The sequence below is a fragment of the Cryobacterium algoricola genome (genome assembly GCF_004402485.1).
GTDB classification, from domain to species: Bacteria; Actinomycetota; Actinomycetes; order Actinomycetales; family Microbacteriaceae; genus Cryobacterium; species Cryobacterium algoricola.
The window spans coordinates 40,177-65,271 of record NZ_SOFG01000004.1 but is presented as its reverse complement, the minus strand read 5'-3'; the positions used below and the strand labels follow the sequence as shown (position 1 = coordinate 65,271).

Sequence of the window (25,095 nt, the reverse complement as noted above, 5' to 3'; positions counted from 1 at the left end):
GACTGTGACTGTCAACGACCAGGACCCATACTCGGTGAACAGCACGGATGCGGATCCGGAAGAGACGAAAGAGTGGTCCGAATCTCTGGACGCCCTCGTGGCCGCCCAGGGACACGAGCGCGGCCGCGAGATCATGCTGAGCCTGCTCAAACGATCCAAGGAACTGCACCTGGGCGTCCCCATGGTGCCCACCACGGACTACATCAACACGATCGCGGCCGGAAACGAGCCGGACTTCCCCGGCGATGAAGACATCGAGCGCCGCTACCGCGCCTGGATCCGTTGGAACGCAGCCGTGCTCGTGCACCGCGCTCAGCGCCCCGGGATCTCCGTCGGCGGACACATCTCGACCTACGCGTCATCCGCTGCCCTGTACGAGGTCGGCTTCAACCACTTCTTCCGCGGCCAGGACCACCCGGGCGGCGGCGACCAGATCTTCATCCAGGGCCACGCCTCCCCCGGCACCTACGCGCGTGCCTTCCTCGAGGGCCGGCTGAGCGCGAACCAGCTCGACGGCTTCCGCCAGGAGAAGTCGCACGCGCCGCAGGGGCTGTCCTCCTACCCGCACCCGCGCCTGATGCCGGAGTTCTGGCAGTTCCCGACGGTGTCGATGGGCCTCGGCCCGATCAACGCCATCTACCAGGCGCAGACCAACCGGTACCTCACCAACCGGGGGATCAAGGACGCCAGCGACCAGCAGGTCTGGGCGTTCCTCGGCGACGGCGAGATGGACGAGGTCGAAAGCCGCGGCCAGCTCCAGGTCGCCGCGAACGAGGGCCTCGACAACCTCAACTTCATCATCAACTGCAACCTGCAGCGCCTCGACGGACCGGTCCGCGGAAATGGAAAGATCATCCAGGAGCTCGAGAGCTTCTTCCGCGGCGCAGGCTGGAACGTCATCAAGGTCGTCTGGGGCCGCGAGTGGGACGACCTGCTCTCCCGCGACGTCGACGGCGCCCTGCTCAACCTGATGAACGTCACCCCCGACGGCGACTACCAGACCTACAAGGCCGAGAGCGGCGCATACGTGCGCGAGCACTTCTTCGGCCGCGACCCGCGCGCCCTGAAGCTCGTCGAAGGCTACACCGACGACGAGATCTGGAACCTCAAGCGTGGCGGCCACGACTACCGCAAGGTGTACGCCGCGTTCAAGGCCGCATCGGAGCACAAGGGCCAGCCGACCGTCATCCTCGCGAAGACCGTCAAGGGTTACGCCCTCGGCCCGAGCTTCGAGGGCCGCAACGCGACCCACCAGATGAAGAAGTTCACCCTCGAGAACCTGAAGACCTTCCGTGACAGCACCCACATGCCGATCACGGATGCCCAGCTCGAGGAGAACCCCTACCTCCCGCCGTACTACCGTCCGGACGAGAACGACGAGGCGATCCAGTACCTGCACGAACGTCGCCGCGCCCTCGGCGGCTACGTTCCGGAACGCCGGAGCAAGTACACCCAGGTGAACCTGCCGCAGGACTCGACATACGCGCCGACCCTGAAGGGCTCCGGAACGCAGGAGATCGCCACGACGATGGCGTTCGTCCGCCTGCTCAAGGAGTTGCTGCGCGCCAAGGACTTCGGAAACCGCATCGTCCCGATCATCCCCGACGAGGCCCGCACCTTCGGAATCGACGCGTTCTTCCCGAACGCGAAGATCTACAACCCGAACGGCCAGCAGTACACGTCCGTCGACCACGCCCAGCTGCTCGCGTACAAGGAGAGCCCGCAGGGCCAGATCCTGCACGTCGGCATCAACGAGGCCGGCGCGATGGCCGCGTTCACGAACGTCGGAACGTCCTACGCCACGCAGGGTGAGCCGCTCATCCCGATCTACGTGTTCTACTCGATGTTCGGATTCCAGCGCACCGGAGACGCTATGTGGGCCGCCGGGGACCAGATGGCCCGCGGCTTCATGATCGGAGCGACCGCCGGTCGCACGACCCTGACCGGTGAGGGACTGCAGCACGCCGACGGCCACTCGCCCCTCCTCGCATCCACCAACCCCGCCGTCGTGTCCTACGACCCTGCGTACGGGTACGAGATCGCGCACATCGTGCGTTCCGGTCTCGAGCGGATGTACGGCGGACTTCACGACGACCCGAACGTCATGTACTACATCACCGTGTACAACGAGCCGGCCGTGCAGCCGGCCGAGCCCGAAGAGGTCGACGTCGACGGCATCGTGCACGGCATCCACCGGATCAACCACTCGCAGGTCACCGGACCGAAGGCGCAGCTCCTGGCGTCCGGCGTCGCGGTGCCGTGGGCGCTCGAGGCGCAGGCCCTGCTCGCGTCCGACTGGGGAGTCTCGGCCGATGTCTGGTCCGTCACGTCCTGGGCCGAACTGCGCAGGGACGGCATGCGGGCTGAGGAGCACAACTTCCTCAACCCCGATCAGGGCCCCCTCGTGCCGTACGTCACGAAGAAGCTCGCAGGAGCCGCCGGCCCGTTCATCGCGGTCAGTGACTTCATGCACGCCGTGCCCGACCAGATCCGTCAGTTCATCCCCGGCGATTTCGCCACCCTCGGAGCGGACGGCTTCGGCTTCTCGGACACCCGTCCTGCCGCCCGTCGGTTCTTCAAGATCGACGGACCGTCCATGGTGGTCCGCACCCTCGAGATGCTCGCCCGCCGTGGCGAGATCGACAGGGCGGTCGTCGGCCAGGCCATCGAGAAGTACCAGCTGCACGACGTGACCGCGGGCACAACGGGCTCCGCCGGGGGCGAGAGCTAACCCGACCGTGGCCCCGGCACCTAAGACGAAGGAACAGACGCTCGCCTGGTTGCGCACCATCTCTGGGGAGCTGTCCACAGCGACCCTGAAACGACTCGAGGACACGCTGCCCTGGTATGGCGACATGCCGCCAGGGCGGCGATCCTCGGTCGGGCTGGTCGCCCAGGCGGGCATCACGTCCTTCATCGCGTGGTTCGACGACCCGAAATCCACTCCGTGGATCGCGGCCGACGTCTTCGGTGCCGCCCCGAGGGAGCTGTTGCGCTCGGTGAGCCTGCAGCAGACCCTCCAGCTCATCCGGGTGTCGGTCGAGGTCGTCGAGGAACGCGTCAAGGACGGCGGCGAGATCCTCCGCGAGGCGATCCTGCTCTACTCCCGCGAGATCGCCTTCGGGGCGGCGGATGTCTACGCGCGCGCCGCCGAGGCCCGCGGCCTCTGGGACGTTCGCCTCGAGGCCCTCGTCGTGGATTCGATTCTCAGCGGCGAATACGACGACGAACTGCCGAGCCGGATCGCGGCACTCGGCTGGCACGGCCACGGCGAGGTCTGCGTGCTCGTCGGCACCACCCCGAAGATGCTCGACGTCGACCAGTTGCGCCGCTCCGCGCGGCACATGGCCGCCGACGTGCTGATCGGTGTGCAGGGAAACCGGCTCGTTCTCGTGATCGGTCGCGCGCACCCCGCCTCGGCGGACGCCGAGGACACCGTCGGGACGGCATCCGCCCTGACGTTCATGGAGATCGCGGTGCAACTGGAGCCGAGCTTCGGCGCCGGGCACCTCGTGCTCGGACACGAAGTTCCCAACCTCGTCGATGCCTCCAAGAGCGCGAAGGCGGCCCTGGCCGGCTTCGCGGTCGCCCGGTCGTGGCGCAACGCCCCGCGTCCGGTCCAGGCGGACGACCTGCTCCCCGAACGCGCCCTCGCGGGCGACCCCCTCGCCCGCGCCACCCTGATCCACCGCATCTACCGGCCGCTCCAGGCTCACTCGACCGAACTGCTCACGACGCTGTGGTGCTACCTCGACAACGGCCGCTCTCTCGAGGCGACGGCACGGGAGCTCTTCGTGCACCCGAACACCGTGCGCTATCGCCTGAAGCGCGTCTCAGAGGTCATCGGCTACGACGCGACGGGCGCGCGTGAGGCGCTGATCCTGCAATCCGCACTCATCCTCGGCTCGATCAGCGACCACGACGGCTCCACCCGGCGACGCTGACGCCCCTCGTTTGCCCTCTTTCTGCGTTAAGGCACAAACGTTTTCCGGATACTTGGTCGATCATCGACACCGCGCGCGGAAATGAGCTTGGGAGACTAGGGGAATGATTGTTGTCGTCTGTCCCGGTCAGGGCTCCCAAACCCCCGGTTTCCTCGTCCCCTGGCTTGAAGACCCCGCGTTCGCGGCCGGACTCGACGCGATGTCCGCCGCGAGCGGCCTCGACCTCGTGAAATACGGGACGGTCAGCGACGCAGACACCATTCGCGACACGGCCGTCGCTCAGCCGCTGATCGTCGCTGCCGGCATCCTCACCCTCAGCGCTCTCTTCGCCGACGGCCGCCGTGACCGCGTCGCGGGAATCGCGGGCCACTCCGTCGGCGAGATCACCGCGGCGGCCGGGGCAGGCATCCTGAACGATGCCGATGCACTCGGGTTCGTCCGCGAACGCGGCGCGGCGATGGCCGAGGCCGCAGCCCTCGAACCGTCCGGGATGAGTGCCGTGCTCGGCGGCGACGAAGCCGAACTGCTCACGCTCCTGGCCGAACTCGGCCTCGAACCGGCCAACTTCAACGGTGGCGGCCAGGTCGTCGTCGCCGGAGCGATCGACGCGCTCGCCCGGCTCGCCGCCGCTCCCCCCGCCCGCTCCCGCGTCATCCCGTTGCAGGTCGCCGGCGCCTTCCACACCCGGTACATGCAGCCCGCCGTCGCCTCGCTGTCCGCGGTCGCCGCGCGCCTCACCCCGTCGGATCCGACCCTGCCGATCTGGACGAACCGGGACGGCAGCCAGGTCGCCGACGGCGCGCGGTTCGTCGGATATCTCGTCGACCAGGTCTCCTCGCCGGTACGGTGGGACATGTGCATGCAGTCTTTCGAGGCCGCTGGCGTGACCGGAATCATCGAGGTCGCGCCAGCGGGCGCCCTCGTCGGCCTTGCGAAGCGTGCACTCAAAGGCGTACCCAGCGTCGCGATCAAGACCCCGGACGATCTGCCCGCCGCGTTTGCACTGATCGACCAGCAGTAAGCCCGACGGAAAGAGACCATGACCAAGCCCACACTCAAGCAGTCGCACGGCCCCGCGTTCACGCGCATCCTGTCGGTCGGAGCCGCCCGCGGTGACCTGACCGTTCCCAACGAGGACCTGGTCGGTCCGATCGATTCCTCCGACGAGTGGATCCAGCAGCGCACCGGCATCATCAGCCGCACCCGCGCGAGCCGGGACGTGAACGCCATCGACCTCGCCGTCGTCGCGGCCACCGAGGCCATCGAGAAGTCCGGCATCGACCCGAAGCTGATCGACGCCGTCATCGTCGCCACCATCAGCAACGGCCGCCAGACCCCGTCCATGGCCGCCGTCCTCGCGGACAAGGTCGGCGCCAACCCGGCAGCCGCCTACGACATCAACGCCGCCTGCGCGGGTTACGCGTACGCGGTCGCCCAGGCCGACTCCCTCATCCGCACCGGCGTCGCGCACTACGCGCTCGTCGTCGGTGCCGAGAAGCTCTCGGACCTCGTGGACCCGACCGACCGCAGTATCTCTTTCCTGCTCGGTGACGGCGCAGGAGCCGTCGTGATCGGCCCGAGCGACTACCCCGGAATCTCGAGCACCGTCTGGGGGTCCGACGGCTCCAAGGCCGGTGCGATCCAGATGAACCACACCCTGCAGGAATATCACCGCGGCGAATCCGAGTGGCCCACCCTCCGCCAGGAGGGCCAGACGGTCTTCCGCTGGGCGGTCTGGGACATGGCCAAGGTCGCCAAGCAGGCCCTCGAGGCCGCCGGCGTGACGAGTGAGGACCTCGCGGCCTTCATCCCGCACCAGGCCAACATGCGCATCATCGACGAGTTCGCCAAGCTTCTGAAGCTTCCCGAATCCGTCGTCATCGCGCGCGATATCGCAACGACGGGAAACACCTCGTCGGCGTCCATCCCGCTCGCCACGCACACCCTGCTTGCCGAACACCCTGAGCTCAGTGGCGGCCTCGCCCTGCAAATCGGCTTCGGCGCCGGACTGGTGTTCGGCGCGCAGGTCGTCGTGCTCCCGTAGTTTTCCCGTACCGCCTCTAAACTGAATCTCGGTCATACGAGACACCCCAAGGAGAAAAAAATGGCATTGTCCACCGAAGAAGTACTGTCCGGCCTCGCTGAGCTCATCAATGATGAGACCGGCATTGCTGCTGACACGGTTGAGATGGGTAAGTCGTTTACGGACGACCTCGACATCGATTCCATCTCGATGATGACCATTGTCGTCAACGCAGAAGAGAAGTTCGACGTGAAGATCCCCGACGAAGAGGTCAAGAACCTTAAGACCGTCGGCGACGCCGTCGACTTCATCGTCAAGGCCCAGGACTAAAACCACCGAGAACGGGCCGGCCGGCATTGCCGACCGGCCTGGTCTGTGGGCTTCGCCCGCCGTTTTGATGTACCACGGAGAGTTGCATATGACCAAGAAGATCGTTATCACCGGAATCGGTGCGACCTCCCCTCTCGGAGGCACCGCCGCTGAGACCTGGGCTGCGCTGTTGAACGGCGAGTCCGGCGCCACCACCCTCGAGCAGGAGTGGGTCGCCCGCACGTCGCTGCCGATCACCTTCGCCGCACAGGCGAAGGTTCCCGCAAGCGAGGTCCTCGCCCGGCACGAGATCAAGCGTCTCGACCCCTCAAGCCAGTTCGCGCTGATCGCCGGCCGTGAGGCCTGGGCGGATGCCGGGTCCCCCGGAGTCGAACCCGACCGGCTCGCCGTCGACTGGGCCACCGGCATCGGCGGCGTGTGGACGCTCCTCGACGCCTGGGACACGCTGCGCGAACGCGGTCCCCGCCGCGTGTTGCCGATGACCGTCCCGATGCTCATGCCGAACGGCCCCGCCGCTGCGATCGGCATGGACCTCCACGCCCGCGCCGGCATCACGACCGTCGTGTCCGCCTGCGCCTCGAGCACGGAATCCCTCGTCAACGCCTACGACCGGCTTCAGGCCGGCCGCGCGGACGTCGTGATCGCCGGTGGCTCGGAAGCCGCGATCCACCCGCTGCCGATCGCATCCTTCGCGGCCATGCAGGCGCTGTCCAAGCGCAACGACGACCCGGCCCATGCCTCACGCCCGTACGACGTGTCGCGCGACGGCTTCGTGCTCGGCGAGGGCGCAGCAGCCCTCGTCGTCGAAACCGAAGAGCATGCCAAGGCCCGCGGTGCGCACATCTACGCCGAGCTGCTCGGCGGCGCCGTCACCAGTGACGCGTACCACATCACGGCTCCCGACCCGGAGGGCTCAGCGGCCGCCCGGGCCATGATCACCGCCATCCGGAACGCCGGAGCCGACCTCAGCGACGTCGCTCACATCAACGCACACGCGACAAGCACTCCGGTGGGCGACATCGCGGAGTTCAATGCGCTCCGTCGGGTGTTCGGCGACCTGCTCGAGGGCATCCCCGTTTCGGCGACGAAGGCATCCACTGGGCATCTGCTCGGTGGCGCCGGAGCGATCGAGGCGTTCTTCACGGTGATGGCGCTCTCGACGCGGACCGCCCCGCCGACGATCAACCTCGTCGAACAGGACCCGGCCATCCCGCTCGACGTCGTGACCTCGCCGCGCACCCTGCCCGGCGGCAACCTGCTCGCGATCAGCAACTCGTTCGGGTTCGGCGGCCACAACGCCGTCGTCGCGTTCCGCTCGGTCTAGTCGACACTCTCGATCCGACCGGACGTTCGTCCCGGAATCAGGCTCGGCCCCTCGGGGTCGGGCCTGTTCTCGTTTCCGCCCCGGTCTCGTATCAACCCGGTCTCGCATCAACCCGGACCCGTGTCAGCCCTGCCTCGTGTCAATCCGGACCGGTGTCCATCCGGACCGGTCAGCCGACCTTGTGCAACCAGACCACGGAATTGAAGTCGCTGGCGTGGCGGAATGGCTCGAGTTCGTCGTCCCAGGCCTGGCCGAGGGCCAGTCGCAGTTCCCGGTGGAGTTCGAGGGCGTTCGCGCCCGCGGCTTCCATGGCGTAGCGAATCCTGTCCTCCGGGATCACGATGTTCCCGACGGTGTCGGTCTGGGCGAAGAAGATGCCGAGCTCCGGCGTGTGCAGCCAGCGCCCCCCGTCGACGCCGAACCCGGCGTCCTCGGTCACTTCGAAACGCAGGTGCTCCCAACCGAGCAGGGCGGATGCGAGGCGCGCTCCGGTTCCCGGGTCACCCTCCCAGTAGTACTCGGCGCGCTGGGAGCCGGTGAGCACCGGCTGATCCGACCAGTCGAAGTTCACGGCCTCGCCCAGGGCGCGACCGACCGCCCACTCCACGTGCGGGCTGAGTGCCCGTGGCGACGAATGCACCAGGAGCACCCCTCGCGCAGTTGGTGGCTGGCGCGCAGGTATTGCTGTCATCGATTGTCTCCGTTCTGTGAGGTGCGTCTTCCCCAACGACCTCAGAACTGCGGACTCAATACGATGCAAGCGAGTGTGAACTTGTCGATGCGACGGAATTGCTGCCGTCCCTTGGATTATGCCTCAGCCGCCTGTGGGTATTCAAGGTAGATCGGGATATTTGATCACGCGATTCGTCCCCGTTCCCCTGGGCCTTCCGAGGAAGACGTTCGCTATACTCGGTATAGTTATCTTTCGCTTCGGAGGCCCGGTGTCGGTACGCAGTTGTCTGCTCGTGATCCTGTCGATCGGTCCGGCATACGGGTTCCAGCTCCACGCCGAGCTCAGCTCCCGCACGGCCGGACGCCGAGTCGTGAACGCCGGGCAGGTGTATGGCACCCTCGAGCGGCTCGTGAAACAGGGTGCGGTGGAATCGGCCGGAACCACTGACGACGGACTCCCCCTGTACCGGGCGACAGCGACCGGACTGAGCGAAGCATCCGCCTGGCTGACGGCGACCGACAGTGTCGTCGGCGAGGAATGGAACGAACTCGTCGATCGGGTGCTACTCGCGTCTTCACACCCCAACGCGGACGTTCTCGGCATCATTGCCCGCTATCGACAGCGCTGGCAAGCGGACTTCGCGGGCGCGGGTCCCTCCTCAGGGCACGACCCCGCGCTCGCCGGCGCGAACGGCGGCGGGCCCGGGCCTGGCGCCGGACAGGACCTGCTCGGCGCTGCTGCTCGGCGGGCCCTCGCGACCGCGGCACTGGCCTGGCTCGACAGCACTGAGCGCGCTCTGGTCGCCGCCGGCCCTGGGCAATTCGGGCACGGCCTCAATCTTCAGAAGCCACGGCGCGGCCGGCGGCCGGCCGTAGCGGCGTAGCTCGACCGGCGTGACGATTCCCGAAAAAGTTGTCCACAGAAACGCTCTTTGATCGGGTTTTCCACAGGTGATTTGTGGGCGTGCGGATGCCGGTGGAATGTCGGTGGTGCTCCGTAGAGTGACCGGCATGACAGCTGAAGAACCCTCAGAATCTCATCTGGACAGCACGGCGGAACCACCGCCAGGGACCCCTCCCAGGGCCACTGCCAACATCCCTCCCGACATCCCTCCCGTCATCCCTCCTGACGTCCCTCCAGATAGCTACCTCAACGCCAGCCACCTTGGCCTGGTGGAGCCATCCTTGGCCGAGGTCTATGACGCGATCAAGGAGGCGGACCGGGAAATGAACCGGGCCGCGGCGAAGCGGGCGACGGCGATCTATACCGCGCAGCGGGTGCTGGCCGACGTCGGGCGGGCCCGGGCGGAGGCCGCGGTGCGGGCCGGTGGGCGGCGCATACCGTGGTCGCCGGAGGAGGCCACGAAGGAAGAGTTCGCCTGCGAGGTCGGCGCCCTGCTCCGGCTGCCGCGGCGCACGACGGAGACCCTGATCGAGGCCAGCCGCACCCTGGCCGAGGAACTCCCCGCAACCCGGGAAGCATTGTCCTCCGGGGCGATCAGCTACCGGCACGCCCAAGTGATCATGGATCAGGCCTGGAGCATCCGTATGGGAGATGACCCCGCTTCGGCCGCCCGGGCCCGCGCCGTGTTCGAAGACGTCCTCGTGCCCGATGCGGAGTTCCTGACCGTGGCGAAGCTCGCCGACCGGGCCCGGAGGGTCCGGGAACGCACCCACCCGGAGACCATCACCGCCCGGCACCAGAAAAGCGTCGAAGACCGCCACATAGTGTTCCAGGCCCTCAACGACAGCATGGCCTCCCTCTACGTGACCGGCGACGCGGAGAAGATCCAGGCCGCATACCACCGCACCCTCGACACCGCCCTCACCCTGCAACGCCCGGACGAGACCCGCACGCTGACCCAGCTCGCCGCGGACGTACTCACCGACGTGTTGATCGGTGGGGTCACCCCGGACGGGACCGGTGCCGGGGTCGCCGCGCAGGTCAATGTCACCGTCCCCGTCCTGACTCTCCTCGGGAAGAGCGAGGAACCCGGGTACCTGGCCGGATACGGGCCGATCGACCCGGACACCGCCCGGCGGCTCGCGGCGGGGGCGCCGAGTTTCACCCGGCTACTCACTCACCCCGAGACCGGGGTCGTGCTCTCCATGGGCCGCGACACCTACAAAGTCCCGGCGGCGCTCAAGAAGTGGCTCGAGGTGCGGGACGAAACCTGCACCTTCCCCGGCTGCCGCCGCTCCGCGAAACGCTCCGACGTGGACCACAGCGTCGAATGGCAACACGGCGGGCAGACCGACGCGATGAACCTCGCCCACCTGTGCCCGTATCACCACTCGGTGAAGAGCTACACGAGATGGACACCCCGGCACCTCGGCGACGGTCGCATCGAATGGACCTCCCCGGCCGGGTACCGCTACATCGTCGAACCCTCCGCCGACATGCGACCACCCCAGAAACCCAAACCCGCACCGAAACCGCCGGTCCCGGTCGTGGATGTCTGGAACGTCAACCCCGAACCCGAAGACCCCGACAACCCGACACCGTTCTGACCGGAGAGGACAGGCACTGTTCGTCGGACCTCGACACGGGCGCCCCGACAGTCGGGCGGTGGACCCCTCCGCCGACACGCGACCACCCCGGAATCCCCAACCCGCACCGAAACCGCCGGTCCCGGTCGTGGATGTCTGGAACGTCAACCCCGAACCCGAAGACCCCGACAACCCGACACCGTTCTGACCGGAGAGGACAGGAACTGTTCGTCGGACCTCGACGCGGGCGCCCCGACAGCCAGTCGGTGGACCCCTCCACCGACATTCGACCACCCCGGAAGGCCAACCCGGAATCCAGACCAGCGGTCCCGGTCGTCGATGTCTGGAACCTCGACCCCACACCCGACAACCCCGATAACACGTCACCGTTCTGAACAGCGAAAGGACGGGAACTCCTCATCGAACATCGACGCGGTCGGCCCCGAACAGGTAGCCCGTTGGGAGACGCGGCCTGTAACCCACGCAGCCCGTGGACGACGCAGCCAGTAGTCGACGCAGCCCGTGCCTGACGCCGCCCGTTGGAAAACGCGACCCGTGGACGACCTCGCCGAAAGTCGAGGCGATCGGGTCAGTCGTGCAGCGGCGTACCGTCTGCGGCCAGGACCATACGCTCGCCGGCCTCGATCAGGATGGCGAGACGGTTCTGGGCCGGTGCGATGGGGCAGTTGAAGCTATAACTGAAGGCGCACGGCGGCAGGTAGGCCCGGTTGAAGTCGAGGCGAATCGTGCCGTCGCCCTCCGGTGAAACGCGCAGGAACCGGCCGACACTGTAGGTGCTGACCCCGTTGGTCGCATCGGCGAAGACGAGCAGCAGGCTCGGCCCGTCCTCGAAAGCCGCGAGGCTGTAGTCGACACCGTCCCTGGTGAAGGTGATTTCGCCGGGCAAGGCACGCTGGCGGGTGCGCCCCTCGTCCTGCAGATGCGCGATGCTGACCTCTCCCCGTCCCGGGATCGGCGTGAACGTCGCCTCGACCACCCAGTCCGGATCAAAGGGAAACGCATCGATGCGGCCGAAGTCGCGGATTCCTTCGGAAGCGGCGTCCCAGACCCGGAGGGCATAACCGCCGTCTTCCCCGGCGATCACCGTTCCCGTCAACGTCTCGCTGAAGCGGATGCTCGACGGCTGCATCGCATCGAGTCCGGCGACCAGGACCGAACCATCGACCACGTCACCGTCGACGATGATTCCCTCGCTCGCCGTGGCGGTGAGGGAGAGACCGGACACGCCGACCGGGAGCGGGGCCCACACTCCGGGGACGCCCCAGACCGGCTGCCCGACCGCGGGGTCCCCGGTGATCCACTGGGTGTTCACGAGAGCGAGATTGCCGCGCGGCCCGACGACGGCTCGGGCACGACCGGCCCGGAACTCGCCGAGGTGTGCGCGTGCGGTGTCGATGTCGCCGTGGGCAGCACTGCGATCGGCTACGCCGCCCCGCTCAACCTGCCCGGCCGGCTCGGCCGGCCCGACCGCCTCGAACTTCTCCGCCTGCCCAACGTTATTGGCCTGCTTTGCGTGCTCTCTCATGCCTCCGCCGTCCCGTCGTGTCGGTGTCTTCGGTACAACCGTCACCGGCCGGGGTTTATTGCCTCAGCGGGCTGCTATTTCGCGTCGCCGTAGTTGTCGACGGTGGCAACGGTCAACAGGAAATCGACAGGGAAGCTGCCGAACAGGTGCCTCCCCGCCGTGGCCGCGGCCTCTTCGATGATGGTCGCAACCCGGGTCGCGAGGTACTCGGGCGTGTGCACGATCACTTCGTCATGGAGGAAGAAGACCAGGTGCGGCACGTCGGCGAACACGGAACCGCCGTCCCCGCTAGGAGAGCCCGACGCAAATGCGGAACCGGCCACAGCCCCAGCACCAACACCAACACCAACATCGGCCCCGGCCCCCGCCTCGACCTCGGCCGTCAGCTTCCGGAGTTCCCTCCGGATCTCCGCCATCCAGCACAACGCCCACTCTGCTGCGCTGCCCTGCACCACGAAGTTGCGCGTGAACCGACCCCAGTCCCTGGCCTGGGTGCGCGCCCTGCGCTCATCGGCGTCGCCGGCTCCCTCCGAGGAAGCCAGGGACTGGGCGGCGTACCACGCCTCGCCGGGAGGCGGCGAGGATCGGCCCAGCCTGGTCGTGACCTGGTCACCGCGCTCCCCCGCGCGCGCGGCGGTCTCGGTCAGGGCGAGTGCCCGCGGATACGCTCGCGCGAGCCGCGGCAGCAGCCGGCCACTCTCCCCTGTCGTCGCGCCGTACATCGCGCCGAGCATGGCGACCTTGGCATGGGCCCGGGTTTCGACGACGCCGCTGGCGACGATGCCGGCGTAGAGGTCTGTGCCGCGCCCGGCGTCCGCCATGGCCGTATCGCTCGAGAGCGCCGCGAGGATGCGCGGTTCCAGTTGGGCGGCATCCGCGACCACGAGCTTCCAGCCGGAGTCCGCGACAACCGCGCCGCGCACCTGCTTCGGCAGTTGCAGAGCTCCCCCGCCGCGGGTCGCCCACCGGCCGGTCACGACCCCACCCGGCAGGTACTCCGGGTGAAAGCGGCCGTCCACGATCCAGGTGTCCATCCAGTACCATCCGTTGGCGCTCAGCAACCGGGCGAGCTTCTTGTACTCGAGCAGGGGCTCGATCACGGGATGGTCGAGTTCCTTTAGCTCCCAGGCCCGCGTCGAGGTCACGGCGAGACCGGCCCGCCGGAGGGCCCGGGTGAGTTCGGGCGGCGAGTCCGGGTTGACGAGGGGGTCGTCGAGTTCGAGGCGGATGCGTCCGACGAGCTTTTCGAGGAGCACCGGGCGGACCCCGGGGCCGACCCTCGGCCCGAGCACCCTGGTCAGCAGCTCGTCGTGCACGTCGGTGCGCCAGGGCAGCCCGGCGAAGCGCATCTCGGCGGCGATGAGCGCACCGGCGGATTCCGCCGCGAGCAAGAGGCGGAGCCGCCCCGGCTCTTCGGTCTCCGCGACGGCCGCGAGCTGGCTCCGGAACTCGGCAGCGAGGTCCGCGAACCCCGCGTCCCCGTGCCCGTCGCCGTCCCCGTCGGCATCGATATCGTCTCCGAGCAGCTCGAAGAGGGTCGCGCCGGGATCGCGGCTCTCCGCCACGAAGGCGAGGGCGGCGTCCCACCGGCTCGGCTCGGACCTCGCGAGCTCGCTCGCGGCGGTGAGGACGGAGTGGCGCAGGATCGCGTGGCAGAGCCGCAGGTCGTGGGCACGCTCGACACGCACGCCGGCCTCGAGAAGGACGGGGTAGATGCTCGCGGTGTCCTCCCAGACCCAGCGCGGCGACCCGAGTTCCTCGTGGCGCACCAGACTGGGGAAGTCGTGCGCCGACACCGGGCGTGCGGGACCCAGCGTCACGCCCGAGTCGTTGAGGACCTCGACGAGGATTTCCCCGTTGCCCCGTCTACCGACCAGTATGTACACGCTTTCCATTCTGCCAGCGCGCACCGACGGCCTTCGCTGCGATCAGCGACGGCAGGCACCAAGGTGGAGCTCACCGCGCGCAGAGAAACCGTTAGGGTCCGTCGGCGCGCCGTATGGATACCGTGAGGACCCCGTTTTCCGGCCCGAATCGGGCGTAATCCTGTGGAGTACCCCGGTTCCGACCCCGGGGAATCCGCGCCTGCACCGGCGCGGTCACCGTGTGGATGGAGTTCTCCTGTGCCCGACCTCGTGCTTGACATCGTCTACGTTCTCGGCATCATCGCCGTGTTCGCCCTGATCGGCCTCGTGGCCAAGGGAGTCGAGAAACTGTGATCGTCTTCGACCTGCTCGGCGCCCTGCTCGCCGTCGCGGCCCTCGCTTACCTCGTGCTCGCCCTCGTGAAGCCGGAAAGGTTCTGATGGACCTCTGGTTCGCCGTTCTCCAGGCGCTCACCCTCGCGCTCGTTCTCGCCCTCATCTATCGCCCCCTGGGTGACTACATGGCGGCGTTCTACCAATCGTCGCGTGACCTCCGAATCGAGCGCGGCTTCTATCGCCTCATCGGAGTCAACCCCCGGTCGCAGCAGACCTGGCAGTCCTACCTGCGCAGTGTGCTCGCCTTCTCCCTCCTCGGCGTGCTCTTCGTCTACGCCATCCAGCGCGCCCAGGCGGTGTTGCCCTATTCCCTGGGCTTTCCGGCCATCCCCTCGGGCCTGTCGTTCAACACGGCCGTCTCGTTCGTGACCAACACGAACTGGCAGTCATACTCCCCCGACGTGACCATGGGCTACTCGGTACAGATGCTCGGCCTCGCCGTGCAGAACTTCGTCTCCGCCGCGGTCGGCATCGCCGTGGCAATCGCCCTGGTCCGCGGTTTCGCCCAGCGTCGGACCGGCACGATCGGAAATTTCTGGGTCGACCTGACCCGCGGGGTGCTGCGACTGCTGCTCCCGGGTGCTGTCCTTGCCGCGGTCGTCCTCCTGGCCGGCGGCGTCATCCAGAACCTCACCGGGTTCACGGACGTCACCACCATCACGGGCGCCACCCAGTCCATACCGGGCGGGCCGGTGGCCTCGCAGGAGGCGATCAAGATGCTCGGCACGAACGGCGGCGGATTCTTCAACGCCAACTCGGCGCATCCGTTCGAGAACCCAACCGCGTGGACGAGCATGTTCCAGATCATTCTGATGCTCGCGATCCCGTTCAGCCTGCCCCGCACCTTCGGCACGATCGTCGGCGACAAACGACAGGGATACGCCATTCTCGGAGCGATGGCCGCGATCTTCGTGGTCTCCCTCACCGCGCTCACGCTCTTCGAACTCGGCGGCGCCGGCACGGCCCCGCTCGCGGCGGGCGGCGCCATGGAGGGCAAGGAACAACGCTTCGGAATTATCGGGTCCGCCCTCTTCGGAACGACCTCGACCCTCACCTCGACCGGCGCCGTGAACTCCATGCACGATTCCTTCACGTCGCTCGGCGGCATGATGCCGATGCTGAACATGATGCTCGGAGAGGTCGCCCCCGGCGGCACGGGGTCCGGGCTGTACGGCATGCTGATTCTCGCGGTGATCACGGTGTTCATCGCCGGCCTGCTGGTCGGCCGCACACCGGAGTACCTCGGCAAGAAAATCGGCCCCCGCGAGATCAAGATCGCGAGCCTCTATATTCTCGTCACCCCGACCCTGGTCCTCGCCGGCACCGCGCTGAGCTTCGCGATTCCCGCCGTGCGAGCGGATGTCGAGAGCACCTCGATCTGGAATCCCGGCCTGCACGGTCTCTCCGAAGTGCTCTACGCATTCACCTCTGCGGCCAACAACAACGGTTCCGCCTTCGCCGGATTGACCGCCAACACGCCGTGGTTCAACACGGCGCTGGGCGTTGCCATGCTCCTCGGCCGCTTCCTGCCGATCGTCCTCGTGCTCGCCCTCGCCGGTGCGCTCTCCGCCCAGGACACCGTTCCGGCGACACGCGGCACCCTGCCGACCCACCGCACGCAGTTCGTCGGTCTGCTCGTCGGCGTGACGGTCATCATCACCGCGCTCACGTACTTCCCGGTGCTCGCTCTGGGTCCGCTCGCGGAAGGACTGCAGTAGCCATGACCGCAGCAACCCTGGCCGCGGCCTCGGCCACGCCGGCTCCCCCGTTCGTCTCCTCGTCACCACTCACGCCGGACTCCCCGACGGAAGGGCAGCAGTAATCATGTCAACAGTCACCGAAGCATCCACGTCGCCACGGGGCGAGGGGCCGGCGCCCACCCCGGTACGTCAGCCGAAACGCGCGTCGAGCGCGATCAACCTCGCGCAGCTCGTCGCGGCGCTCCCGATGGCCGTGCGCAAGCTCGACCCCCGGCTGATGTGGCGAAACCCCGTCATGTTCATCGTCGAGGTCGGCGCCGCGCTCACCACGCTGCTCGCGATCGTCGAGCCCTTCCTCGGCGGACCCGCCCGTTCGGGCGGCGGCGACGTGCCGGCAAGCTTCACCGTCGGCATCGCCTTCTGGCTCTGGCTCACCGTGATCTTCGCCAACCTGGCCGAGGCCGTCGCCGAGGGTCGCGGCAAGGCTCAGGCCGACAGCCTCCGCCAGACCCGGACCAGCACGAACGCCAACCTCGTGGCCGGCTACGACGAGGCAGCGGATGCCGCGGCCGAACGGGCCAGCGTCTCCGCGGTCTCCTCCGCCGACCTGACCCTGGGCGACACCGTGGTCGTGACCGCCGGGGAGCTCGTCCCCGGAGACGGCGACATCATCTGGGGCATCGCGTCGATCGACGAATCCGCGATCACCGGAGAGTCGGCGCCCGTCGTGCGTGAGTCCGGCGGCGACCGGAGCGCCGTCACGGGCGGCACCCGGGTGCTCTCCGACCGGATCGTCGTGCGCATCACGAGCAAGCCGGGCGAGACCTTCGTCGACCGGATGATCGCCCTCGTCGAGGGGGCCTCCCGGCAGAAGACGCCGAACGAGCTCGCGCTCAACATCCTGCTCGCGAGCCTGTCGATCGTGTTCCTCGTCGTGACCCTCACGCTCAACCCCATCGCCGGATACTCCGCCGCCGCCGTGAGCCTGCCCGTCCTCGTCGCCCTGCTCGTCTGCCTGATCCCCACCACGATCGGCGCACTGCTCTCCGCGATCGGCATCGCCGGGATGGACCGGCTCGTGCAGCGCAACGTGCTCGCCATGTCGGGACGCGCGGTCGAGGCCGCCGGCGACGTCACGATCCTCCTCCTCGACAAGACCGGCACGATCACGTATGGCAACCGGCAGGCACGGGAGTTCACCCCTCTCGCCGGAGTCGACAACGACGAACTCATCGACGCAGCCGCGCTCTCGTCCCTGAGCGACCCGACCCCGGAGGGCAAGTCGATCGTCGACCTCGCGATCGAAACCGGATTCCGGAATCCGGGTACCCTCGACGCCGTCGTCGTGCCCTTCACGGCACAGACCCGGATGAGCGGGATCGACCTGCCCGACGGTTCCTTCGTTCGCAAGGGCGCAGGCTCCGCGGTGCTCGCCTGGGTTCGCGAGACCACACCCGTCGACCCGGCAGTCCTCGACGACCTGAATGCGACCGTGGAACGGATCTCCGAGCTCGGCGGCACCCCGCTCGTCGTCGCCGCAGGCAGCGCAGCGGGCGCGCGACGGATCCTGGGTGTCGTGTACCTCAAGGACATCGTCAAGGAGGGAATCGCCGAACGATTCGCCGAACTGCGCAGCATGGGCATCCGCACGATCATGGTGACCGGTGACAACCCGCTCACCGCGAAGACGATCGCGGCGGAAGCCGGCGTCGACGACTTCCTCGCCGAGGCCACCCCCGAGGACAAGCTCGCCCTCATCCGGCGCGAACAGGAGGGCGGCAATCTCGTCGCCATGACGGGCGACGGCACGAACGACGCACCGGCGCTCGCCCAGGCCGACGTCGGGGTCGCGATGAACACGGGCACGAGCGCCGCGAAGGAGGCCGGCAACATGGTCGACCTCGACTCCGACCCGACGAAGCTCATCGATATCGTCCGGATCGGCAAACAGCTCCTGATCACCCGCGGCGCCCTGACCACCTTCTCGATCGCCAACGACATCGCCAAGTACTTCGCGATCATCCCGGCCATGTTCGCCGGGGTGTTCCCCGGCCTCGCCGTGCTGAACGTGATGCAGCTGCACTCGCCCGCCTCCGCGATCCTGTCCGCCATCATCTTCAACGCGATCATCATCGTCGTCCTGATCCCGCTCGCGCTCCGCGGAGTCACCTACCGCCCGGCCGCCGCGGCGAGCGTCCTCAGCCGCAACCTGCTGATCTACGGCCTTGGCGGCGTGATCGCGCCGTTCCTCGGAATCAAGCTCGTCGACCTGGTCGTCGCACTGCTCCCCGGTTTCTGACCCCGCCGCACCCCTCTCCACGCTCACTTTCTACGGAACGGACACTTTCATCATGAGTTCCCCTCGCAACTCGGCCCGCCAGTACGGCGTCGCCCTGCGCGCCATGCTCGTCTTCACCGTCATCCTCGGTGTTGCATACCCCCTCGCGATCACGGCCTTCGGGCAACTCGCCCTGCCGAACCAGGCCAACGGTTCACTCATCCACGGCAGTTCCGGAGTGGTCGGCTCCTCGCTGATCGGACAGTCCTTCACGGATGCCGACGGAGCCGCTCGTCCGGAGTGGTTCCAGTCCCGGCCATCCGCAGCGGGCAACGGCTACGATGCGACGGCCTCCAGTGGCAGCAACCTCGGTCCGGAGAACGCCGACCTGATCGCCGCGATCGCCGACCGGAAGTCCGCGATTGAGGAATCCGACGGCGTGACCGCCGCCCAGATCCCCGCCGACGCGCTCACGGCATCCGCTTCGGGTCTTGATCCCCAGATCAGCGCGGAGTACGCCCGAATCCAGGTGAACAGGGTCTCAGCGGCCCGCGGCCTGCCCGTCGCAACGGTCAGCGCGCTGGTCGAGTCTAGGATTCAGGGACGGGACCTTGGTTTCCTGGGCGAACCCACCGTGAACGTTCTCCAACTCAACCTCGCCCTCGAGTCGCTTCCTGACCAGGGCTGAAAGGCGTGACATGAAACGCGGCCGACTGCGAGTGCTGCTCGGTGCCGCACCGGGCGTCGGCAAGACCTACGCCATGCTCGAAGAGGGCAGACGCCTGCACGCAGAGGGCAAGGACGTCGTCGTCGCGGTCGTGGAAACCCACGACCGCGCTGCGACGGCCGCGATGCTCGAGGGGCTCGAGGTCGTGCCGCGCCTCGTCCGGCGGCACCGCGGGATCGAACTCACCGACCTCGACCTGGACGCCGTCCTCGAGCGCGCGCCCGCGATCGCACTCGTCGACGAACTCGCCCACACCAACGCCCCCGGCCTCGCCCACGACAAACGGTGGCAGGACGTCCAGTCCCTCCTCGACGCGGGCATCGACGTCATTTCGACGGTCAACATCCAGCACATCGAGTCGCTCAACGACGTGGTGCAGCAGATCACGGGCGTCCCCCAGCGCGAAACCCTGCCGGACAGCGTGCTGCGGGCCGCGGATCAGGTCGAGGTGATCGACCTCGCCCCGCAGTCCCTGCGTGACCGGCTCGCCGAGGGCCATGTCTATCCCGCCGCCCGGATCGACGCCGCCCTGTCGAACTACTTCCGACTCGGCAACCTCACCGCCCTGCGCGAGCTCGCGCTGCTCTGGCTCGCCGACGAGGTCGACACTGCACTCAAGACCTACCGGGCCGAACACGGCATCGACAGCAAATGGGAAGCCCGCGAACGTGTCGTGGTCGCGCTTACCGGCGGGCCGGAGGGTGAGACGCTGCTGCGCCGCGGGGCACGCATCGCCGGGCGCGCGGCCGGGGGCGAACTCCTCGCCGTGCACGTGATCAGCCAGGACGGACTTCGCTCCGCACACCCCGGCGCACTCGCCGCCCAACGGGCCCTCGTCGAGAAGCTCGGCGGCAGCTACCACCAACTCGTCGGAGACGACGTCCCGACCGCCCTCGTCGAATTCGCCAGGGCCTCGAATGCGACCCAGCTCGTGATCGGTGTGAGCAGGCGCACCCGCCTCAAGGCGGCCTTCAGCGGGCCGGGCATCGGCACGACGGTCGTCCGGGAGTCCGGGGATATCGACGTGCACGTCGTCACACACTCCGCCGCGGGCGAGCGGATGCACCTCCCCCGGATCGCCGGTGCGCTCAGCCTCCGCAGGCGCCTGGCCGGCCTCGGCCTCGCCGTCGTCGGCGGACCGCTACTCACAGCGCTCCTCGTGGCGACCCACAGTGCGGAATCGATCACGAGCGAGGTGCTCAGCTACCAACTCCTCGTCATCGTCGTCGCCCTCGTCGGCGGACTCTGGCCGGCCCTGTTCGCCGCGCTGCTCTCCGGACTCACCCTCGACTATTTCTTCGTGAACCCGCTCTACACCGTCACGATCGCCGAACCCGCGCACGCCCTCGCGCTCGTCCTGTACCTGGCCAACGCGGGCGTCGTGAGCTATGTCGTCGACCTCGCCGCCCGGCGGAGCCGCAGTGCCCAGCGCGCCGCCGGCGAATCGGAACTCCTCGCCACCGTTGCCGGCAGCGTGCTCCGCGGCGAGGACGCCGTTCCTGCGCTCGTCGCCAGGACCCGCGAGGCGTTCAACCTCACCGGGGTGCGCCTGTTCGCGGACGGGAGGCTGTTGTACTCGGACGGCTCGCCCGCCGAGGCCGGTCCGGACACCCCCCTCGCAACGGTCCCGGTCGGAACCCGGGGCACCCTCGAGCTCTCCGGACGCGACCTCGCCGCGTCCGAGCGACGACTTCTCGGCGTGATCGCGACCCAGCTCGACGCCGCGCTCGAACACAGCGACCTCGCGGAGACGGCCAGTGCGATCGGTCCGCTCGCCGAGGCTGACCGGATGCGCAGCGCTCTTCTCGCCGCGGTCGGACACGACCTGCGCAGGCCACTCTCCGCAGCGACCGCTGCCGTCAGCGGGCTGCGGTCGACAGAGGTTACACTGTCCCCCGCCGATCGAGAGGAGCTCTTCGCGACCGCCGAGGAGAGCCTTGAGTCCCTGGCCGCGCTCATCACCAACCTTCTCGATGTGAGCCGGGTGCAGGCGGGCGCCCTCGCGGTCTCCCTCGGTCCCGTCGACGCCGCAGAGGTCGTGCTGCCCGCCCTCGACGAACTCGGGGACGGCCCCGACACCGTCGAACTCGATTTCCCGGCCGGGCTGCCGCCGATGCTCGCCGACGCCGGGCTTCTGCAGCGGGTCGTGGTGAACGTGCTCGCCAACGGCATCCGCTTCTCGCCGCCGGGCGAGCGGGTGCTCGTCACGGCGAGCGAATTCGGCGGCGTCGTCGAACTGCGGATCATGGACCGTGGCCCCGGCATTCCCGCCGACCGGCGCGACGAGGTCTTCCTTCCCTTCCAGCGCCTCGGCGACACAGACAACCTGACCGGCCTCGGCCTCGGCCTCGCGCTCGCGAAGGGTTTCACCGAAGGCATGGGCGGTCGGCTCGAGGCCGAGGACACCCCCGGCGGCGGCCTCACGATGGTCATCGCCCTGCCGGCATTCGACCCCGCAACGGGCGAGACGGTCGCCGCTGGCACCGCCGCGGGCACTGACGAGGAGACCTGAGTGAAGATCCTGATCGCAGACGACGATCCGCAGATCCTGCGTGCACTGCGGGTCACCCTCGGCGCGCGCGGCTACGACGTCGTGACCGCCAGGGACGGCGCAGAGGCCCTGGCCGCCGCCGCGCACGAGCATCCCGACCTCGTGATGCTCGACCTCGGGATGCCGCACCTCGACGGAATCGAGGTCATCACGGGGCTGCGGGGCTGGACCCAGGTGCCGATCCTCGTCGTCTCCGGTCGCAGCGGGGCCGCCGACAAGGTCGACGCCCTCGACGCGGGAGCGGATGACTATGTCACGAAGCCCTTCTCCATCGACGAGTTGCTCGCCAGGATCCGCGCGCTCACCCGCCGCCTCGGCCCCGTCGATGCCGGCGCCGAACCGGTGATCATGCTCGGCGCGATCGCCGTCGATCTTTCGGCCCGCAGCGTCGTCCGCACGGGCACCGGTTCCGGTTCCGGCGACGAGGCCGGAAAGCCGGAGTCGATCCGGCTCACCCCCACCGAGTGGCGCATCCTCGAGTTCCTGCTGCGCAACCCGGGGAAGCTCGTCTCCCGGCAGTCCCTGCTGACCGACATCTGGGGCCCGCACCACACGACGGACTCCGGCTACCTGCGCCTCTACCTCGCCCAGCTGCGCAAGAAGCTCGAACCCGACCCGGCGCATCCACGCTACCTGCTCACGGAGGCCGGGATGGGGTATCGCTTCACCCCCGATCCCTGATAGTTCCCAGGACGAGGGTGGGCACCACGAGCGTCAGTCTGTCGTGTCGTCGAGGGAGTCGCTCGCGGCGTGCCCACCCGTCAGCGGAATGCGCACGAGCTTCCCGACCGGTGTCGGCGCGCCGTTCGCGTCCGGAGTGATCGCATTCGTCGTGAGGTAGAGCGCACCGTGGCGCAGCTCGATCGCTGCCGGCTGTGACACCGCCACGAGCGCACTCGGCGTGTCCGAACCGGAGTCGAGCACCGACACCTGGCCGGTGCCGCCCGAACCGCCGAAGAGCTCTGCGACGTAGATCGTGCCGTCGTCCTGCGAGACCGCGAGTCCCGTCGCGCCGACGAAGCCGGTCGCGACGAGTTCGACGTCACCAGAGTCCGGATCGACGCGGTAGACCGAGCCGCGCGCACCGAGGCTGGCGTCCTCCGGCCCTCCGGGGAGCGACGTGACGTAGAGCCAGCCGTCCGGGCCGAGCTCGACATCCGTCGGAACCGGTTCGAAGCGGTACTCGTGACCGGCGGCGCAGGCCGGGAACCCGATGTCGGCGATCATCGCCGCGTCGATCGTGACCGGGTCGCTCGGCGGCAGCACCGCGGTCGTGGACACCGTGCCGTCCCAGTCGACGTGCAGGATCGCGTTGCCGCCGGCATCCGCGACGTAGACCCCGTTCCAGAGGGCGAGCGAGGCGTACGGGTGCGTGTCGACGACTCCCGTGTACGTCGCCGGGATGAACGGCGGCTGGGTGGGATCGAACTGGGCAGCACACGTGGGGTCGAGGTCGACGAAACCGTAGCTGTTGTCCTGGTCCGGGTTCGCCGACTTCTCGTAGGCAGCGATGTCGGCGAGCTCGGCGTCGGTGCCGTCCGGCGCGATGGACCTGAGGGTGGCCGCAGTGTGGTCCTGGGCGACCCTGGCGTAGTACACAGTGCCCTTGCGCGCGGTGACCGCGGAGATCTCCTCTCCCGGAGCGCTCGCAAGGGTCGATGTTGTCCCGTCCCTCGCGACCTTGGTGAGTTCACCCGCGAAATTCTGCGTGACGTAGACGGTGTTGTGCCGGCCGACCTCGAGGCTGAGTGGGCCGAGCAGGCCCTCCGCGAGGGTCACCGGTGTGCCCGTTCCACTCCCGTCCCCGGCGCCGTCGTCGTCTCCGGATTTCTGTCCTGCCGTGGCCGGGGTCGCGCCGAACAGCGCCACTGCGAGGGAGGCACACGCGATACCCGCGACGAGCCCCCTGCGCAGTCCTGTGGAGTGCAGTCCTGTTCCGTGCGATCCGGTTCCGGGCTGTCGTGTTCCGTGCAGTCCTGTTCCTTGCCTTGTCCTGGTCATGATCTCTGTTCTCTTCACGATCGGCTCTCGCTACGACCGAAGAGACAGAGGCGCCGGTGGACAAGCGCCGGCAGCTGCGCCGAGAGCAGATGACGGATACGTGTTGTCAAGCACCGCGGAGAGAACGTGTGGTGGACAGCGTCTCCCGGGGAGGCCGGCACACACGAGTGCCGACGGTGGCAGATTAATCCGAAGCCTGTGCGTTGTCTAGGTCTTTGCCATGAATCGACAGGAAATGCCCGATGGGCGGCTCATTGACTTCATCGGGGCCCGGGGCCACTATGTGTGCAACCAATGCCCCCCATTCCGCCGGGCATGTCTCAATGGGGAGGGTCCGTGCAAATTCCGGCACCGTTCGAATACGCCCGCGCCGACACTGTCGACGACGCCATCGCCCTGTTGTCCCGTCATGGGCCGGAGGCCCGGATCATCGCGGGCGGTCACAGCCTGCTGCCGATGATGAAGCTCCGGTTGGCGAGGCCGGAATGGCTCATCGATATCAACGACCTGTACGAGCTCGACTTCGTGCTCCGCGACGGCGACCGGTTGCGGATCGGCGCCCTCACCCGGCACACCACCCTGCTCGAGTCCGCCGAAATCGCCGCGCTCTTCCCGATCGTCGGCGACGCCGAGCGGGTGATCGCAGATCCGATCGTCCGCAATCGCGGCACGATCGGAGGTTCGCTGTGCCAGGCCGATCCGGCGGAGGACCTCGCGACCGTCTGCGATGTGCTCGGCGCCGAAGCGATCGTCCGCGGTCCTTCCGGCGAGCGGATGCTGACCATGACCGAGTTCCATCGTGGAGCCTATGAGACGGCGGTCGCCCCGGATGAGCTGCTCTGCGAGGTGCGTATCCCGATCCGGCCGCGCTCGGGAAGCGCATACGAGAAGGTCGAGCGCCGGGTCGGCGACTGGGCCGTCGCCGCGGCCGGTGCCGCGCTCTCGTTCGCGGAGGACGGCACGATCGCGGTGGCATCCGTCGGACTGACCGCCGTGGGGCTCGACGGCACGGTCGGCGCCGTCACGGAACTGCTCCGCGGTGAACGCCCCGGCGAACCCCTCTTCATCGAGGCGGGCCGCCTCGCAGCGCTCGCCGCGGACCCCGTCGCCGACCAGCGCGGACCGATCGACTACAAACGACACCTCGCCGACGAGCTCACCCGGCGCGTCCTGCGCCGCGCGTCGGACCGGGCCGCGCAGTCCGCCGGCGCGACCGGGCACCCCACCACACCGCAGGAAGGCTGAGTCC

At 68.3% G+C, this 25,095-nt stretch carries 19 protein-coding genes; 15 read left to right on the top strand and 4 right to left on the bottom strand.

The features are described 5' to 3' along the window. The first annotated feature begins 4 nt into the window (after positions 1-4). From aceE to E3O44_RS00720, 6 genes are all read left to right on the top strand, one after another. Positions 5-2,731, top strand: a complete 2,727-nt coding sequence (gene aceE, locus E3O44_RS00745; RefSeq protein WP_134531775.1) for a pyruvate dehydrogenase (acetyl-transferring), homodimeric type — start codon at positions 5-7, stop codon at positions 2,729-2,731. Positions 2,732-2,738: 7 nt separating this feature from the next. Next, positions 2,739-3,944, top strand: a complete 1,206-nt coding sequence (locus E3O44_RS00740; protein WP_134531774.1) for a PucR family transcriptional regulator — start codon at positions 2,739-2,741, stop codon at positions 3,942-3,944. 103 nt (positions 3,945-4,047) lie between these two features. After that, entirely contained in the window at positions 4,048-4,965 is a 918-nt protein-coding gene (locus E3O44_RS00735) for an ACP S-malonyltransferase (protein ID WP_134531773.1), read from the top strand. Positions 4,966-4,983: 18 nt separating this feature from the next. Beyond that, positions 4,984-5,988 (top strand): beta-ketoacyl-ACP synthase III, encoded by a 1,005-nt coding sequence (locus E3O44_RS00730; protein WP_134531772.1) that lies wholly within the window; start codon positions 4,984-4,986, stop codon positions 5,986-5,988. Positions 5,989-6,048: 60 nt separating this feature from the next. Beyond that, positions 6,049-6,297, top strand: coding sequence for an acyl carrier protein (locus E3O44_RS00725; RefSeq protein ID WP_134446473.1), 249 nt, complete (start codon positions 6,049-6,051; stop codon positions 6,295-6,297). Positions 6,298-6,385: 88 nt separating this feature from the next. After that, on the top strand, positions 6,386-7,621 hold the full coding sequence (locus E3O44_RS00720) for a beta-ketoacyl-[acyl-carrier-protein] synthase family protein (RefSeq protein ID WP_134531771.1): 1,236 nt from the start codon (positions 6,386-6,388) through the stop codon (positions 7,619-7,621). A 169-nt stretch (positions 7,622-7,790) separates the two neighbouring features. Here the strand turns inward: E3O44_RS00720 and E3O44_RS00715 are convergent, their stop codons facing one another. Further along, entirely contained in the window at positions 7,791-8,312 is a 522-nt protein-coding gene (locus E3O44_RS00715; protein ID WP_134531770.1) for a DUF3145 domain-containing protein, read from the bottom strand. A gap of 250 nt (positions 8,313-8,562) precedes the next feature. Between E3O44_RS00715 and E3O44_RS00710 the strand changes: the two genes are divergently transcribed. Both E3O44_RS00710 and E3O44_RS00705 read left to right on the top strand, forming a co-directional pair. Further along, positions 8,563-9,177, top strand: a complete 615-nt coding sequence (locus tag E3O44_RS00710) for a PadR family transcriptional regulator (protein WP_166792506.1) — start codon at positions 8,563-8,565, stop codon at positions 9,175-9,177. A gap of 289 nt (positions 9,178-9,466) precedes the next feature. Then, on the top strand, positions 9,467-10,804 hold the full coding sequence (locus E3O44_RS00705; RefSeq protein ID WP_166792505.1) for an HNH endonuclease signature motif containing protein: 1,338 nt from the start codon (positions 9,467-9,469) through the stop codon (positions 10,802-10,804). A gap of 568 nt (positions 10,805-11,372) precedes the next feature. On the opposite strand, the gene E3O44_RS00700 is transcribed toward E3O44_RS00705, so the two are convergent. Both E3O44_RS00700 and E3O44_RS00695 read right to left on the bottom strand, forming a co-directional pair. After that, complete coding sequence (locus E3O44_RS00700; RefSeq protein ID WP_134531767.1) at positions 11,373-12,329, bottom strand: DUF1684 domain-containing protein; 957 nt, start codon at positions 12,327-12,329, stop codon at positions 11,373-11,375. Between the two features lie 74 nt (positions 12,330-12,403). Next, positions 12,404-14,215: a bifunctional 3'-5' exonuclease/DNA polymerase gene (locus E3O44_RS00695; protein WP_420897902.1), complete on the bottom strand. Its 1,812-nt coding sequence runs from the start codon at positions 14,213-14,215 to the stop codon at positions 12,404-12,406. Between the two features lie 329 nt (positions 14,216-14,544). Here E3O44_RS00695 and E3O44_RS00690 point away from each other — a divergent pair, with 329 nt between their 5' ends. The 6 genes from E3O44_RS00690 to E3O44_RS00665 all read left to right on the top strand — a co-directional run bounded on the left by E3O44_RS00690 (position 14,545) and on the right by E3O44_RS00665 (position 22,526). After that, complete coding sequence (locus E3O44_RS00690) at positions 14,545-14,634, top strand: potassium-transporting ATPase subunit F (protein WP_134446468.1); 90 nt, start codon at positions 14,545-14,547, stop codon at positions 14,632-14,634. Continuing rightward, positions 14,634-16,307 (top strand): potassium-transporting ATPase subunit KdpA, encoded by a 1,674-nt coding sequence (gene kdpA / locus E3O44_RS00685; RefSeq protein WP_134531765.1) that lies wholly within the window; start codon positions 14,634-14,636, stop codon positions 16,305-16,307. The genes E3O44_RS00690 and kdpA overlap by 1 nt, the downstream gene beginning before the upstream one ends. Before the next feature lie 106 nt (positions 16,308-16,413). Further along, entirely contained in the window at positions 16,414-18,588 is a 2,175-nt protein-coding gene (gene kdpB / locus E3O44_RS00680; RefSeq protein WP_134531764.1) for a potassium-transporting ATPase subunit KdpB, read from the top strand. A gap of 52 nt (positions 18,589-18,640) precedes the next feature. Further along, a complete protein-coding gene (kdpC, locus tag E3O44_RS00675; RefSeq protein ID WP_134531763.1) occupies positions 18,641-19,255 on the top strand; it encodes a potassium-transporting ATPase subunit KdpC in 615 nt (204 codons plus the stop codon). Positions 19,256-19,265: 10 nt separating this feature from the next. Then, positions 19,266-21,806 carry a DUF4118 domain-containing protein gene (locus E3O44_RS00670; RefSeq protein WP_134531762.1) on the top strand — a complete coding sequence of 847 codons (2,541 nt, stop codon included), beginning with the start codon at positions 19,266-19,268 and terminating at the stop codon, positions 21,804-21,806. Continuing rightward, entirely contained in the window at positions 21,807-22,526 is a 720-nt protein-coding gene (locus E3O44_RS00665; RefSeq protein WP_134531761.1) for a response regulator, read from the top strand. 33 nt (positions 22,527-22,559) lie between these two features. Here the strand turns inward: E3O44_RS00665 and E3O44_RS00660 are convergent, their stop codons facing one another. Next, complete coding sequence (locus E3O44_RS00660) at positions 22,560-23,846, bottom strand: ScyD/ScyE family protein (protein ID WP_134531760.1); 1,287 nt, start codon at positions 23,844-23,846, stop codon at positions 22,560-22,562. Between the two features lie 336 nt (positions 23,847-24,182). Between E3O44_RS00660 and E3O44_RS00655 the strand changes: the two genes are divergently transcribed. Continuing rightward, the gene (locus E3O44_RS00655; RefSeq protein ID WP_134531759.1) at positions 24,183-25,091 is read left to right on the top strand and encodes an FAD binding domain-containing protein; all 909 of its coding nucleotides are present in this window, start codon (positions 24,183-24,185) and stop codon (positions 25,089-25,091) included. Positions 25,092-25,095: the final 4 nt, after the last annotated feature.